The organism is Sediminibacillus dalangtanensis, assembly GCF_017792025.1.
Lineage (GTDB): Bacteria > Bacillota > Bacilli > Bacillales > Amphibacillaceae > Sediminibacillus > Sediminibacillus dalangtanensis.
This window is the reverse complement of the sequence record NZ_CP046956.1, coordinates 4060602-4076025: the sequence shown is the minus strand read 5'-3', so window position 1 is coordinate 4076025 and position 15424 is coordinate 4060602. Positions and strand designations below refer to the sequence as shown.

Here is a 15424-nt window from a genome sequence, read left to right as displayed (position 1 = left end):
CTTTTCGTACGCTCAAAGCGGCGTACTACCATCTGGCTGATCTATCCATACGCTGTTGACCAGTCGCCTTCACTTTTTGTTTTAAGTTAAGTCCTCGATCGATTAGTATCCGTCAGCTGCACGTGTCACCACGCTTCCACCTCGGACCTATCAACCTCATCGTCTCTGAGGGATCTTACTCATTTAAAATGATGGGAAGTCTCATCTAGAGGTGGGCTTCATGCTTAGATGCTTTCAGCACTTATCCCTTCCACACGTAGCTACCCAGCTATGCTCCTGGCGGAACAACTGGTACACCAGCGGTGTGTCCATCCCGGTCCTCTCGTACTAAGGACAGCTCCTCTCAAACTTCCAACGCCCACGACGGATAGGGACCGAACTGTCTCACGACGTTCTGAACCCAGCTCGCGTACCGCTTTAATGGGCGAACAGCCCAACCCTTGGGACCGACTACAGCCCCAGGATGCGATGAGCCGACATCGAGGTGCCAAACCTCCCCGTCGATGTGGACTCTTGGGGGAGATAAGCCTGTTATCCCCGGGGTAGCTTTTATCCGTTGAGCGACGGCCCTTCCATACGGCACCGCCGGATCACTAAGCCCGACTTTCGTCCCTGCTCGACTTGTAGGTCTCGCAGTCAAGCTCCCTTCTGCCTTTACACTCTGCGAATGATTTCCAACCATTCTGAGGGAACCTTTGGGCGCCTCCGTTACTCTTTGGGAGGCGACCGCCCCAGTCAAACTGCCCACCTGACACTGTCTCCGGACCGGATCACGGTCCTGGGTTAGAAGGTCCGTACAGCCAGGGTGGTATCCCACCGGCGCCTCCACCGAAGCTAGCGCTCCGGTTTCTAAGGCTCCCACCTATCCTGTACAAGCTGTACCAACATTCAATATCAGGCTACAGTAAAGCTCCACGGGGTCTTTCCGTCCTGTCGCGGGTAATGCGCATCTTCACGCATAGTATAATTTCACCGGGTCTCTCGTTGAGACAGTGCCCAAGTCGTTGCACCTTTCGTGCGGGTCGGAACTTACCCGACAAGGAATTTCGCTACCTTAGGACCGTTATAGTTACGGCCGCCGTTTACTGGGGCTTCGGTTCAACGCTTCGCCTTGCGGCTAACGCGTCCCCTTAACCTTCCAGCACCGGGCAGGTGTCAGCCCCTATACTTCGCCTTACGGCTTCGCAGAGACCTGTGTTTTTGCTAAACAGTCGCTTGGGCCTATTCACTGCGGCTTCTCGCAAAAGAAGCACCCCTTCTCCCGAAGTTACGGGGTCATTTTGCCGAGTTCCTTAACGAGAGTTCTCCCGATCACCTTAGGATTCTCTCCTCGCCTACCTGTGTCGGTTTGCGGTACGGGCACCTCTTTCCTCACTAGAGGCTTTTCTTGGCAGTGTGAAATCAGGAACTTCGGTACTTTATTTCCCTCCCCATCACAGCTTGAGATTGCCGGACGGATTTGCCTATCCGACTCTCTTACTGCTTGGGCGCACATGACCAGCAGTGCGCTTTCCTTATCCTTCTGCGTCCCCCCGTCGTTCAAACGGAAAGGAGGTGGTACAGGAATATCCACCTGTTGTCCATCGCCTACGCCTTTCGGCCTCGGCTTAGGTCCCGACTAACCCTGAGCGGACGAGCCTTCCTCAGGAAACCTTAGGCTTTCGGTGAAAGAGATTCTCACTCTTTTTTCGCTACTCATACCGGCATTCTCACTTCTAAGCGCTCCACCAGTCCTCACGGTCTGACTTCGCTGCACTTAGAACGCTCTCCTACCATTGTTCGCAAGAACAATCCGCAGCTTCGGTGATACGTTTAGCCCCGGTATATTTTCGGCGCAGAGTCACTCGACCAGTGAGCTATTACGCACTCTTTAAATGATGGCTGCTTCTAAGCCAACATCCTGGTTGTCTAAGCAACTCCACATCCTTTTCCACTTAACGTATACTTTGGGACCTTAGCTGGCGGTCTGGGCTGTTTCCCTTTCGACTATGAACCTTATCACCCATAGTCTGACTCCCAAGATCGAGTGGCTGGCATTCGGAGTTTGACTGAATTCGGTAACCCGATGAGGGCCCCTAGTCCAATCAGTGCTCTACCTCCAGTACTCAACTCTTGAGGCTAGCCCTAAAGCTATTTCGGAGAGAACCAGCTATCTCCGTGTTCGATTGGCATTTCACCCCTACCCACACCTCATCCCCGCGTTTTTCAACACGCGTGGGTTCGGGCCTCCAGTCAGTGTTACCTGACCTTCACCCTGGACATGGGTAGATCACACGGTTTCGGGTCTACGACCCCCTACTCTATTCGCCCTGTTCAGACTCGCTTTCGCTGCGGCTCCGTCTATCCGACTTAACCTTGCAGGAGATCGTAACTCGCCGGTTCATTCTACAAAAGGCACGCCGTCACCCATTAACGGGCTTCGACTACTTGTAGGCACACGGTTTCAGGTTCTCTTTCACTCCCCTTCCGGGGTGCTTTTCACCTTTCCCTCACGGTACTGGTTCACTATCGGTCACTAGGGAGTATTTAGCCTTGGGAGATGGTCCTCCCGGATTCCGACGGAATTCCTCGTGTTCCGCCGTACTCAGGATCCACTCCGGAGGAAACAATCTTTCAACTACAGGGCTCTTACCTTCTTTGGCTGATCGTTCCAAATCGATTCACTTAAATTGTTTCTTGGTAACTCCGATGGAGTGTCCTACAACCCCAGAGAGCAAGCTCTCTGGTTTGGGCTGTTTCCGTTTCGCTCGCCGCTACTTGGGAAATCGCATTTGCTTTCTCTTCCTCCGGGTACTGAGATGTTTCAGTTCCCCGGGTCTGCCTCACTTATCCTATGAATTCAGATAAGCGTCCTGCCCCATTACGGGCAGGGGGTTCCCCCATTCGGAAATTCCCGGATCAATGCCTACGTACGGCTCCCCGAGACATATCGGTGTTTGTCCCGTCCTTCATCGGCTCCTAGTGCCAAGGCATCCACCGTGCGCCCTTCTTCACTTAACTTATCGTTCGTGAATGACGTGTTACTTCAATGTCGTTGAATGTCTTGCATAGTCTAGTTCCGGCTCCTGCTGAGCAGTCGCCTTCACTTCCTATTTATCTTATCTAGTTTTCAAGGTACAAGTAATTAAGGGAATTGATCCCTCAAAACTGAACCAAACAACCAAGTATGTCCTGTGTTTAGCTCGTAAGAGCTATTCCTGTCCAGCTCCAGCACCCAGCGACTAGCACAACTTCCCTCACCTCCGTACGATAAGTCAACATCAGCTCACGCTGTTCGCTGTGTTTCCTTTATCTCCTTCGGTTCAGTCCAGTTTGTACGTCGCTACCCGGGTGCTTTCGCCTTTCGTATATCCTTAGAAAGGAGGTGATCCAGCCGCACCTTCCGATACGGCTACCTTGTTACGACTTCACCCCAATCATTGGCCCCACCTTCGGCGGCTGGCTCCAAAAAGGTTACCTCACCGACTTCGGGTGTTGCCAACTCTCGTGGTGTGACGGGCGGTGTGTACAAGGCCCGGGAACGTATTCACCGCGGCATGCTGATCCGCGATTACTAGCGATTCCGGCTTCATGCAGGCGAGTTGCAGCCTGCAATCCGAACTGAGAATGGTTTTATGGGATTTGCTTCACCTCGCGGTTTCGCTTCCCTTTGTACCATCCATTGTAGCACGTGTGTAGCCCAGGTCATAAGGGGCATGATGATTTGACGTCATCCCCACCTTCCTCCGGTTTGTCACCGGCAGTCACCCTAGAGTGCCCAACTGAATGCTGGCAACTAAGGTCAAGGGTTGCGCTCGTTGCGGGACTTAACCCAACATCTCACGACACGAGCTGACGACAACCATGCACCACCTGTCACTCTGTCCCCGAAGGGAAACCTCTATCTCTAGAGGGGTCAGAGGATGTCAAGACCTGGTAAGGTTCTTCGCGTTGCTTCGAATTAAACCACATGCTCCACCGCTTGTGCGGGCCCCCGTCAATTCTTTTGAGTTTCAGCCTTGCGGCCGTACTCCCCAGGCGGAGTGCTTAATGCGTTAACTTCAGCACTAAGGGGCGGAAACCCCCTAACACCTAGCACTCATCGTTTACGGCGTGGACTACCAGGGTATCTAATCCTGTTCGCTCCCCACGCTTTCGCGCCTCAGCGTCAGTTACAGACCAGAGAGCCGCCTTCGCCACTGGTGTTCCTCCACATATCTACGCATTTCACCGCTACACGTGGAATTCCGCTCTCCTCTTCTGTACTCAAGTTCCCCAGTTTCCAATGACCCTCCACGGTTAAGCCGTGGGCTTTCACATCAGACTTAAGGAACCGCCTGCGCGCGCTTTACGCCCAATAATTCCGGACAACGCTTGCCCCCTACGTATTACCGCGGCTGCTGGCACGTAGTTAGCCGGGGCTTCCTCGTCAGGTACCGTCAAGGTACCGCCTTGTTCAAACGGTACTTGTTCTTCCCTGACAACAGAACTTTACGATCCGAAGACCTTCATCGTTCACGCGGCGTTGCTCCGTCAGACTTTCGTCCATTGCGGAAGATTCCCTACTGCTGCCTCCCGTAGGAGTCTGGGCCGTGTCTCAGTCCCAGTGTGGCCGATCACCCTCTCAGGTCGGCTACGCATCGTTGCCTTGGTAGGCCATTACCCTACCAACTAGCTAATGCGCCGCGGGCCCATCTGTAAGTGACAGCCAAAAGGCCGCCTTTCAACCTTCCTCCATGCGGAGGAAGGTATTACCCGGTATTAGCCCCGGTTTCCCGGAGTTATCCCGATCTTACAGGCAGGTTGCCCACGTGTTACTCACCCGTCCGCCGCTCGTTCCACAGGCTTCACCCCGAAGGGATCTGCCTGCTTCCCGCGCTCGACTTGCATGTATTAGGCACGCCGCCAGCGTTCGTCCTGAGCCAAGATCAAACTCTCCATAAATGATGAGCTTGCTTGCTCGTTCAAAAACTAGCTTGTATATCTTGCTTGACATACTGGTTGTTTTGTTCAGTTTTCAAGGATCAAAAGTGGTGGAGCCTAGCGGGATCGAACCGCTGACCTCCTGCGTGCAAAGCAGGCGCTCTCCCAGCTGAGCTAAGGCCCCTTTATAGATGGTCGGGAAGACAGGATTTGAACCTGCGACCCCTTGGTCCCAAACCAAGTGCTCTACCAAGCTGAGCTACTTCCCGATAATGGCGCGCCCGAGAGGAGTCGAACCCCTAACCTCTTGATCCGTAGTCAAACGCTCTATCCAATTGAGCTACGGGCGCCCTAAGTGCCGAGGGCCGGACTCGAACCGGCACGGTAGAAACCTACCGCAGGATTTTAAGTCCTGTGCGTCTGCCAATTCCGCCACCTCGGCATGGCATGAAAGAACTGGAGCGGAAGACGGGATTCGAACCCGCGACCCCCACCTTGGCAAGGTGGTGTTCTACCACTGAACTACTTCCGCGTTAATGCGGGTGGAGGGACTTGAACCCCCACGTCGAAGACACTAGATCCTAAATCTAGCGCGTCTGCCAATTCCGCCACACCCGCTCGTTATAATATTTTGAAGTGATGAGCCATGGAGGATTCCGACGCCACAGGCTAGTCCTTGCACCACTGAATGGTGATGAAAAGCAAGGGGAACCACAGGTGAGAATCCAAACCATAACTTCTTTGATGAGCCATGGAGGATTCGAACCTCCGACCCTCTGATTAAAAGTCAGATGCTCTACCAACTGAGCTAATGGCTCATGGATTAACCAATGAAATATTAAATCATTTAGTACATAGAAAAACTGGTGCCGGCCAGAGGACTTGAACCCCCAACCTACTGATTACAAGTCAGTTGCTCTACCAATTGAGCTAGGCCGGCAAATGGTGGAGGATGCAGGGCTCGAACCTGCGACCCCCTGCTTGTAAGGCAGGTGCTCTCCCAGCTGAGCTAATCCTCCAAAAGCCTGGCGACGTCCTACTCTCGCAGGGGCAAAGCCCCAACTACCATGGGCGCTGGAGAGCTTAACTGCTGTGTTCGGCATGGGAACAGGTGTGGCCTCTCCGCTATTGTCACCAGACAATATGTAATTTTAAGGACAAGATATATTATATAAACATTAAGACTAAAAAGCAAGCCTTTTTTAAATGTATTTAACACTTGTTCCTTCAAAACTAGATAAGAAGGAAGACATCAACGAACTTCACACGTTTGAATCCAGCTCTGCGGGCTAGATGCTCGCGTCATAAGTCATTCCCCTACAAGCCCATAAAGCAGGGCTTTTCGGTGACTGGCTTATGCGTGTCGCATCTGACCAAGCCCGCGACGCTTTTTGTTTTAATCCAGTTACGGCTCCTAACAGCTAGTGTATAGTTCATCCAGCTTTTCGTACGCTCAAAGCGGCGTACTACCATCTGGCTGATCTATCCATACGCTGTTGACCAGTCGCCTTCACTTTTTGTTTTAAGTTAAGTCCTCGATCGATTAGTATCCGTCAGCTGCACGTGTCACCACGCTTCCACCTCGGACCTATCAACCTCATCGTCTCTGAGGGATCTTACTCATTTAAAATGATGGGAAGTCTCATCTAGAGGTGGGCTTCATGCTTAGATGCTTTCAGCACTTATCCCTTCCACACGTAGCTACCCAGCTATGCTCCTGGCGGAACAACTGGTACACCAGCGGTGTGTCCATCCCGGTCCTCTCGTACTAAGGACAGCTCCTCTCAAACTTCCAACGCCCACGACGGATAGGGACCGAACTGTCTCACGACGTTCTGAACCCAGCTCGCGTACCGCTTTAATGGGCGAACAGCCCAACCCTTGGGACCGACTACAGCCCCAGGATGCGATGAGCCGACATCGAGGTGCCAAACCTCCCCGTCGATGTGGACTCTTGGGGGAGATAAGCCTGTTATCCCCGGGGTAGCTTTTATCCGTTGAGCGACGGCCCTTCCATACGGCACCGCCGGATCACTAAGCCCGACTTTCGTCCCTGCTCGACTTGTAGGTCTCGCGGTCAAGCTCCCTTCTGCCTTTACACTCTGCGAATGATTTCCAACCATTCTGAGGGAACCTTTGGGCGCCTCCGTTACTCTTTGGGAGGCGACCGCCCCAGTCAAACTGCCCACCTGACACTGTCTCCGGACCGGATCACGGTCCTGGGTTAGAAGGTCCGTACAGCCAGGGTGGTATCCCACCGGCGCCTCCACCGAAGCTAGCGCTCCGGTTTCTAAGGCTCCCACCTATCCTGTACAAGCTGTACCAACATTCAATATCAGGCTACAGTAAAGCTCCACGGGGTCTTTCCGTCCTGTCGCGGGTAATGCGCATCTTCACGCATAGTATAATTTCACCGGGTCTCTCGTTGAGACAGTGCCCAAGTCGTTGCACCTTTCGTGCGGGTCGGAACTTACCCGACAAGGAATTTCGCTACCTTAGGACCGTTATAGTTACGGCCGCCGTTTACTGGGGCTTCGGTTCAACGCTTCGCCTTGCGGCTAACGCGTCCCCTTAACCTTCCAGCACCGGGCAGGTGTCAGCCCCTATACTTCGCCTTACGGCTTCGCAGAGACCTGTGTTTTTGCTAAACAGTCGCTTGGGCCTATTCACTGCGGCTTCTCGCAAAAGAAGCACCCCTTCTCCCGAAGTTACGGGGTCATTTTGCCGAGTTCCTTAACGAGAGTTCTCCCGATCACCTTAGGATTCTCTCCTCGCCTACCTGTGTCGGTTTGCGGTACGGGCACCTCTTTCCTCACTAGAGGCTTTTCTTGGCAGTGTGAAATCAGGAACTTCGGTACTTTATTTCCCTCCCCATCACAGCTTGAGATTGCCGGACGGATTTGCCTATCCGACTCTCTTACTGCTTGGGCGCACATGACCAGCAGTGCGCTTTCCTTATCCTTCTGCGTCCCCCCGTCGTTCAAACGGAAAGGAGGTGGTACAGGAATATCCACCTGTTGTCCATCGCCTACGCCTTTCGGCCTCGGCTTAGGTCCCGACTAACCCTGAGCGGACGAGCCTTCCTCAGGAAACCTTAGGCTTTCGGTGAAAGAGATTCTCACTCTTTTTTCGCTACTCATACCGGCATTCTCACTTCTAAGCGCTCCACCAGTCCTCACGGTCTGACTTCGCTGCACTTAGAACGCTCTCCTACCATTGTTCGCAAGAACAATCCGCAGCTTCGGTGATACGTTTAGCCCCGGTATATTTTCGGCGCAGAGTCACTCGACCAGTGAGCTATTACGCACTCTTTAAATGATGGCTGCTTCTAAGCCAACATCCTGGTTGTCTAAGCAACTCCACATCCTTTTCCACTTAACGTATACTTTGGGACCTTAGCTGGCGGTCTGGGCTGTTTCCCTTTCGACTATGAACCTTATCACCCATAGTCTGACTCCCAAGATCGAGTGGCTGGCATTCGGAGTTTGACTGAATTCGGTAACCCGATGAGGGCCCCTAGTCCAATCAGTGCTCTACCTCCAGTACTCAACTCTTGAGGCTAGCCCTAAAGCTATTTCGGAGAGAACCAGCTATCTCCGTGTTCGATTGGCATTTCACCCCTACCCACACCTCATCCCCGCGTTTTTCAACACGCGTGGGTTCGGGCCTCCAGTCAGTGTTACCTGACCTTCACCCTGGACATGGGTAGATCACACGGTTTCGGGTCTACGACCCCCTACTCTATTCGCCCTGTTCAGACTCGCTTTCGCTGCGGCTCCGTCTATCCGACTTAACCTTGCAGGAGATCGTAACTCGCCGGTTCATTCTACAAAAGGCACGCCGTCACCCATTAACGGGCTTCGACTACTTGTAGGCACACGGTTTCAGGTTCTCTTTCACTCCCCTTCCGGGGTGCTTTTCACCTTTCCCTCACGGTACTGGTTCACTATCGGTCACTAGGGAGTATTTAGCCTTGGGAGATGGTCCTCCCGGATTCCGACGGAATTCCTCGTGTTCCGCCGTACTCAGGATCCACTCCGGAGGAAACAATCTTTCAACTACAGGGCTCTTACCTTCTTTGGCTGATCGTTCCAGATCGATTCGCTTAAATTGTTTCTTGGTAACTCCGATGGAGTGTCCTACAACCCCAGAGAGCAAGCTCTCTGGTTTGGGCTGTTTCCGTTTCGCTCGCCGCTACTTGGGAAATCGCATTTGCTTTCTCTTCCTCCGGGTACTGAGATGTTTCAGTTCCCCGGGTCTGCCTCACTTATCCTATGAATTCAGATAAGCGTCCTGCCCCATTACGGGCAGGGGGTTCCCCCATTCGGAAATTCCCGGATCAATGCCTACGTACGGCTCCCCGAGACATATCGGTGTTTGTCCCGTCCTTCATCGGCTCCTAGTGCCAAGGCATCCACCGTGCGCCCTTCTTCACTTAACTTATCGTTCGTGAATGACGTGTTACTTCAATGTCGTTGAATGTCTTGCATAGTCTAGTTCCGGCTCCTGCTGAGCAGTCGCCTTCACTTCCTATTTATCTTATCTAGTTTTCAAGGTACAAGTAATTAAGGGAATTGATCCCTCAAAACTGAACCAAACAACCAAGTATGTCCTGTGTTTAGCTCGTAAGAGCTATTCCTGTCCAGCTCCAGCACCCAGCGACTAGCACAACTTCCCTCACCTCCGTACGATAAGTCAACATCAGCTCACGCTGTTCGCTGTGTTTCCTTTATCTCCTTCGGTTCAGTCCAGTTTGTACGTCGCTACCCGGGTGCTTTCGCCTTTCGTATATCCTTAGAAAGGAGGTGATCCAGCCGCACCTTCCGATACGGCTACCTTGTTACGACTTCACCCCAATCATTGGCCCCACCTTCGGCGGCTGGCTCCAAAAAGGTTACCTCACCGACTTCGGGTGTTGCCAACTCTCGTGGTGTGACGGGCGGTGTGTACAAGGCCCGGGAACGTATTCACCGCGGCATGCTGATCCGCGATTACTAGCGATTCCGGCTTCATGCAGGCGAGTTGCAGCCTGCAATCCGAACTGAGAATGGTTTTATGGGATTTGCTTCACCTCGCGGTTTCGCTTCCCTTTGTACCATCCATTGTAGCACGTGTGTAGCCCAGGTCATAAGGGGCATGATGATTTGACGTCATCCCCACCTTCCTCCGGTTTGTCACCGGCAGTCACCCTAGAGTGCCCAACTGAATGCTGGCAACTAAGGTCAAGGGTTGCGCTCGTTGCGGGACTTAACCCAACATCTCACGACACGAGCTGACGACAACCATGCACCACCTGTCACTCTGTCCCCGAAGGGAAACCTCTATCTCTAGAGGGGTCAGAGGATGTCAAGACCTGGTAAGGTTCTTCGCGTTGCTTCGAATTAAACCACATGCTCCACCGCTTGTGCGGGCCCCCGTCAATTCTTTTGAGTTTCAGCCTTGCGGCCGTACTCCCCAGGCGGAGTGCTTAATGCGTTAACTTCAGCACTAAGGGGCGGAAACCCCCTAACACCTAGCACTCATCGTTTACGGCGTGGACTACCAGGGTATCTAATCCTGTTCGCTCCCCACGCTTTCGCGCCTCAGCGTCAGTTACAGACCAGAGAGCCGCCTTCGCCACTGGTGTTCCTCCACATATCTACGCATTTCACCGCTACACGTGGAATTCCGCTCTCCTCTTCTGTACTCAAGTTCCCCAGTTTCCAATGACCCTCCACGGTTAAGCCGTGGGCTTTCACATCAGACTTAAGGAACCGCCTGCGCGCGCTTTACGCCCAATAATTCCGGACAACGCTTGCCCCCTACGTATTACCGCGGCTGCTGGCACGTAGTTAGCCGGGGCTTCCTCGTCAGGTACCGTCAAGGTACCGCCTTGTTCAAACGGTACTTGTTCTTCCCTGACAACAGAACTTTACGATCCGAAGACCTTCATCGTTCACGCGGCGTTGCTCCGTCAGACTTTCGTCCATTGCGGAAGATTCCCTACTGCTGCCTCCCGTAGGAGTCTGGGCCGTGTCTCAGTCCCAGTGTGGCCGATCACCCTCTCAGGTCGGCTACGCATCGTTGCCTTGGTAGGCCATTACCCTACCAACTAGCTAATGCGCCGCGGGCCCATCTGTAAGTGACAGCCAAAAGGCCGCCTTTCAACCTTCCTCCATGCGGAGGAAGGTATTACCCGGTATTAGCCCCGGTTTCCCGGAGTTATCCCGATCTTACAGGCAGGTTGCCCACGTGTTACTCACCCGTCCGCCGCTCGTTCCACAGGCTTCACCCCGAAGGGATCTGCCTGCTTCCCGCGCTCGACTTGCATGTATTAGGCACGCCGCCAGCGTTCGTCCTGAGCCAAGATCAAACTCTCCATAAATGATGAGCTTGCTTGCTCGTTCAAAAACTAGCTTGTATATCTTGCTTGACATACTGGTTGTTTTGTTCAGTTTTCAAGGATCAAATTATAGCTGCGTCATATGCAGCTTAAACATTATATCCCTTCAACTCTCGCAAGTCAAGGTTTTTTTATAATGTTTGGTTGCCTTTGCTGCTCTTCAATCAAAACGGCAACTTATTTAGTTTAACAACTCTCACGAAAAAAGTCAACAACTATTTTTTATCTTTTGTGTAAGCAAGTTAGCGAATAACGCAACGTTTAATAATTTACCATGATTGTTCGCGTAAATCAAGGGAAGAATACAAGGAATTTAATGGAAACATCTCAATGGATAAACAAGTATAGAAAAGCAGGCTGTCACTGACAACCTGCCTTTTGGAACTACTCTCTATTTCTCATTTGAGGGAACAAGAGGACGTCACGGATAGATGGCGCGTTAGTAAGCAGCATAACTAGCCGGTCAATGCCGATTCCCAATCCACCTGTTGGAGGCATACCATATTCCAGCGCTTCTAAGAAATCTTCGTCCATTTCGTGCGCTTCATCATTACCTTGTTCTTTTTCCTTTACTTGAGCTTCAAAACGTTCTCTTTGATCTATTGGATCATTGAGCTCAGAGAAAGCATTCGCATGCTCTCGACCTACAATAAACAACTCAAATCGATCGGTGAAACGATCGTCCTCAGGATTTTTCTTAGCAAGCGGAGAAATTTCCACCGGGTGACCATAGATAAAGGTAGGTTGGATTAACTTTTCTTCCACCTTTTGCTCGAAGAACTCATTGACAATGTGTCCAAAAGTCATGGTGTCCTTAATATCGATTCCATGCTCTTTGGCTAGCGATTTAGCTTCCTCATCGCTCATTTTCTTCCAGAAGTCCACTCCTGTATATTCCTTGACAGCATCCACCATATGGAGTCTTGTCCACTCCGGTTCCAGGTTCACGTCATTATCTCCATATTTGACGGTTGTGGATCCTAATACTTCTTTTGCTATATGCGCTACCATGTTTTCAACTAACGACATTACATCATGGAAATCAGCATATGCCTCGTATAACTCCAGCATTGTGAACTCCGGATTATGTCTGGTTGAAACACCCTCATTACGGAACACTCTTCCGATTTCATATACTTTCTCCATGCCGCCGACAATCAGCCGTTTCAGATGCAGCTCTATTGCGATTCTCATGTATAAGGGAATATCCAAAGCGTTATGGTGCGTGATAAACGGACGCGCGGAAGCTCCGCCGGCTATGCCATGCATCATTGGAGTTTCTACTTCTAAAAAGCCATTGCTGTCCAGGTATCTGCGCATGGACTGAATGATTTTACTACGAGTAAGAAAGGTTTCCTTGCTTTCCGGATTGGTAATCAGGTCTAAGTAACGTTGACGATAACGTTGCTCCACATCTTTTAACCCATGAAATTTATCTGGAAGAGGTCGCAGAGACTTGGTCAACATTTGGAATTCATTTGCTTTAACAGATAACTCTCCTACTTTGGTTTTAAATACAGTACCTGTTACGCCGATAATATCGCCGATGTCGGCAGTCGTGAATAACTCATATGCTTCCTCGCCGATCTTATCTTTCCTGACATACAGTTGAATCTGGCCGCTGAGATCTTGAATATGCGTAAAACCAGCTTTTCCTTTCCCTCGCTTTGTCATTATCCGTCCGGCGATGGTGGCTTCTGCTTCTTTTTCTTCCAGTTCTTCTTTGGAAAAGCCCTCATATGCTTGTTTGATTTCCTCAGCAAGGTGGGTCCGTTCAAACTTAGTTCCAAATGGGTCCAGCCCTTGTTCTTGTAAATGCTGCAATTTTTCCCTGCGTACTTGCAGCTGGTCATTCAACTCTTCTGTCATTGGTCTCACTCCATTTATTTTTTATCCTCTATCTCTCATTCATAACCTGGCTGCCTTACTGCCATACAGTAGAAGCCAACGTTCTTTTGTATTTTAACGGTAATGAAAAAACTGCCAGCAAAGCACTGGCAGCATTTTTACTTTATTTTCAGTATAGAAAAGGTGCTGCAAAGTGTCAACGTTGGAACACTTTTACCACATTTTTATTTTTACTTCTGTTTTATCCAAGTGAAGTCAGTCCCAGCATTAACCATGACAGGTTTGTCTGCTGTATGGTTTACTTGCTGGACAATTCCTCGTTAGTTTGTGCGTCCAGTCTTTTAGTGACTCACCTATGTTATACATGGATATCTTCTTTAGGATTTTGATACTTATGCTTATCTTGTTCGGGTGCCAGCTCCTCAGCAGAGATACCCAGCACATTCGTGATTTGGTGAAGTAATTCATTACTCAGCCTGCGGGTACCCCGTTCTATTTCCCCTATTACGGACACTGATATACCAAGCTCTTGTGCAAACTGAACTTGTGTATATCCTTTCAGTTTTCGATAAGCCTTTACTCTTCTTCCCCATTCTTTCCCAGCCATCGCGTAACTCCCTTTTTCTCTGTTGTCGGCAGCCCATCAAGAATTGTTGAAACACTTTTGTTTTGCGTAGGAATAACTGCGTCGGGATTTACATCCTGCAAAGGTATAAGTACAAAAGCTCGTTCGTGCATTCTTGGATGAGGTACAGCTAATTGCTCTGTTCTAATATTTTCTTGATTATAAAGCAAAATGTCAAGGTCTAATGTGCGCGGTCCCCATCGCACTTCCCGTTTTCTTCCCTTGTCCGCTTCGATAAACTGGCAATACGCCAATAATTCACACGCAGAAAGGTTTGTATGGATCTCCACCACCATATTCAAAAAATTATCCTGATTTGTATAGCCCACTGGTAAGGTTTCATAAATGAACGACTTCTTCGTCACCAAAATCTGCTTATGGTCTCCCAACGCTTGAATGGCTTCAGTCAAATAGTTTTCCCTTGGCGGGATGTTTGAACCCAATCCCACATACGCCGTATTCATGAAGAACGCTCCCGATAAATTTCGATTGCTACCGAGTCATAATGACCCGGGATAGGTGGATCGGGTTTTATGACTTTCACCTTGCAGGCTTGTACTCGGGTGAAGTTCCCGAGCAGCGCTTCAGCAAGTTTTTCACCGACACTTTCTATCAGTTGTTTCGCCTCTCCTTCAACAACTGCTTTGGTTACTTGATAAATCTGCCCGTAATCAACGGACTCTTCCATATTATCGGTTTGTCCGGCTGTCTTTAAATCGATTTCCAATGTTAAATCGACGTAAAAACGCTGCCCTAACTTTCTTTCCTCAGGAAAAAGGCCGTGATAGCCATAAAACTCCATCTTATTCAAAAAAATCCTATCCATCCCGACTGTCTCCTTTCCCCATCATAGCATCCATCATTTTCGTCATATGCTTCATCATTTTGACGTTATGAACACGGACAATATCTGCAGCCCCTTTACTAACGCCGTAGCAAACAGTGGCGCCTGTGCCCGCATCCCTTTCCGGCGCAGGAACATCCAGTACTTTACCAATCATCGATTTACGAGATGTTCCTAATAGCAAAGGAAATCCTAACTCTTTGAATTGGTCGAGGTGACGCAGAACCACTAAATTATCATCCGGCGTTTTGGCAAATCCGATACCCGGATCGAGAATTATATTTTCTTTTTTCACTCCCGCTTCTAAAGCAACAGTAATGCTTTCCTGCAAGTCCTTTTTCATATCTTCAATCAAATCACTGTAATCCCTGGTTTCACGATTATGCATAAGAACGATCGGTACATCGTAAACAGCGGCGACCTTCGCCATTTCGGGGTCCCTTTTGGCTCCCCAAATATCATTTAGTATCGAAGCCCCCGCCTTCAAAGCTTGTTTTGCAGTCTCTGGTTTATACGTATCGATGGAAATCGGAATGTTAACTGCTTCTTTTACTGCTTGAATAATCGGTATCACTCGATCAATTTCATCCTGGACAGCTACAGGAGTATAACCGGGCCGTGTTGATTCTCCGCCTATATCAATGATATCCGCCCCATCTTTTTCCATTAAAACAGCTTGTTCAACGGCCGTGGCAACATCATTGTACTTCCCCCCATCGGAAAAAGAATCAGGCGTTACATTCAATATTCCCATTACTACTGTCTGCTTGCTCAAGTTATATTGCTTTACTTTGGTATTTAAGATAAAAGACATACGTATTCC

Annotated in this window: 5 protein-coding genes, 9 tRNA genes and 5 rRNA genes; all 19 read right to left on the bottom strand. The window is 50.3% G+C overall.

The window, feature by feature from the left end; translation table 11 throughout:
• Positions 1–82: 82 nt before the first annotated feature.
• Positions 83–3000: ribosomal RNA gene (locus tag ERJ70_RS19795) — 23S ribosomal RNA — on the bottom strand.
• 357 nt (positions 3001–3357) lie between these two features.
• Positions 3358–4923, bottom strand: a 16S ribosomal RNA gene (locus ERJ70_RS19790).
• Between the two features lie 87 nt (positions 4924–5010).
• Positions 5011–5086, bottom strand: a tRNA-Ala gene (locus ERJ70_RS19785).
• An 8-nt stretch (positions 5087–5094) separates the two neighbouring features.
• Positions 5095–5171, bottom strand: a tRNA-Pro gene (locus tag ERJ70_RS19780).
• A gap of 4 nt (positions 5172–5175) precedes the next feature.
• Positions 5176–5252, bottom strand: a tRNA-Arg gene (locus ERJ70_RS19775).
• Between the two features lie 6 nt (positions 5253–5258).
• A tRNA-Leu gene (locus tag ERJ70_RS19770) sits at positions 5259–5344 on the bottom strand.
• A 15-nt stretch (positions 5345–5359) separates the two neighbouring features.
• Positions 5360–5434: transfer RNA gene (locus tag ERJ70_RS19765), tRNA-Gly, on the bottom strand.
• 5 nt (positions 5435–5439) lie between these two features.
• Positions 5440–5520, bottom strand: a tRNA-Leu gene (locus tag ERJ70_RS19760).
• Positions 5521–5647: 127 nt separating this feature from the next.
• Positions 5648–5720: transfer RNA gene (locus tag ERJ70_RS19755), tRNA-Lys, on the bottom strand.
• A gap of 46 nt (positions 5721–5766) precedes the next feature.
• A tRNA-Thr gene (locus tag ERJ70_RS19750) sits at positions 5767–5842 on the bottom strand.
• 3 nt (positions 5843–5845) lie between these two features.
• Positions 5846–5921, bottom strand: a tRNA-Val gene (locus ERJ70_RS19745).
• A 4-nt stretch (positions 5922–5925) separates the two neighbouring features.
• A 5S ribosomal RNA gene (gene rrf / locus ERJ70_RS19740) occupies positions 5926–6041 on the bottom strand.
• 384 nt (positions 6042–6425) lie between these two features.
• A 23S ribosomal RNA gene (locus ERJ70_RS19735) occupies positions 6426–9343 on the bottom strand.
• Positions 9344–9700: 357 nt separating this feature from the next.
• Positions 9701–11266: ribosomal RNA gene (locus ERJ70_RS19730) — 16S ribosomal RNA — on the bottom strand.
• The 16S, 23S and 5S rRNA genes sit together here with 9 tRNA genes alongside, the layout of an rRNA operon.
• A 402-nt stretch (positions 11267–11668) precedes the next feature.
• A complete protein-coding gene (gene lysS, locus ERJ70_RS19725) occupies positions 11669–13153 on the bottom strand; it encodes a lysine--tRNA ligase (RefSeq protein WP_209366403.1) in 1485 nt (494 codons plus the stop codon).
• Positions 13154–13490: 337 nt separating this feature from the next.
• Positions 13491–13739: a helix-turn-helix domain-containing protein gene (locus ERJ70_RS19720; protein WP_209366402.1), complete on the bottom strand. Its 249-nt coding sequence runs from the start codon at positions 13737–13739 to the stop codon at positions 13491–13493.
• Entirely contained in the window at positions 13709–14221 is a 513-nt protein-coding gene (gene folK, locus ERJ70_RS19715; protein WP_209366401.1) for a 2-amino-4-hydroxy-6-hydroxymethyldihydropteridine diphosphokinase, read from the bottom strand. Before folK ends, ERJ70_RS19720 begins: the two co-directional genes overlap by 31 nt.
• On the bottom strand, positions 14218–14583 hold the full coding sequence (gene folB / locus ERJ70_RS19710) for a dihydroneopterin aldolase (RefSeq protein ID WP_209366400.1): 366 nt from the start codon (positions 14581–14583) through the stop codon (positions 14218–14220). The genes folK and folB overlap by 4 nt, the downstream gene beginning before the upstream one ends.
• A complete protein-coding gene (gene folP / locus ERJ70_RS19705) occupies positions 14576–15415 on the bottom strand; it encodes a dihydropteroate synthase (protein ID WP_209366399.1) in 840 nt (279 codons plus the stop codon). The genes folB and folP overlap by 8 nt, the downstream gene beginning before the upstream one ends.
• Between the last annotated feature and the right edge of the window lie 9 nt (positions 15416–15424).

Coding starts and splice junctions, on each gene's coding strand:
- lysS (WP_209366403.1), bottom strand. CDS start 13,153: ATGACAGAAGAGTTGAATGACCAGCTGCAAGTACGCAGGGAAAAATTG.
- ERJ70_RS19720 (WP_209366402.1), bottom strand. CDS start 13,739: ATGGCTGGGAAAGAATGGGGAAGAAGAGTAAAGGCTTATCGAAAACTG.
- folK (WP_209366401.1), bottom strand. CDS start 14,221: ATGAATACGGCGTATGTGGGATTGGGTTCAAACATCCCGCCAAGGGAA.
- folB (WP_209366400.1), bottom strand. CDS start 14,583: ATGGATAGGATTTTTTTGAATAAGATGGAGTTTTATGGCTATCACGGC.
- folP (WP_209366399.1), bottom strand. CDS start 15,415: ATGTCTTTTATCTTAAATACCAAAGTAAAGCAATATAACTTGAGCAAG.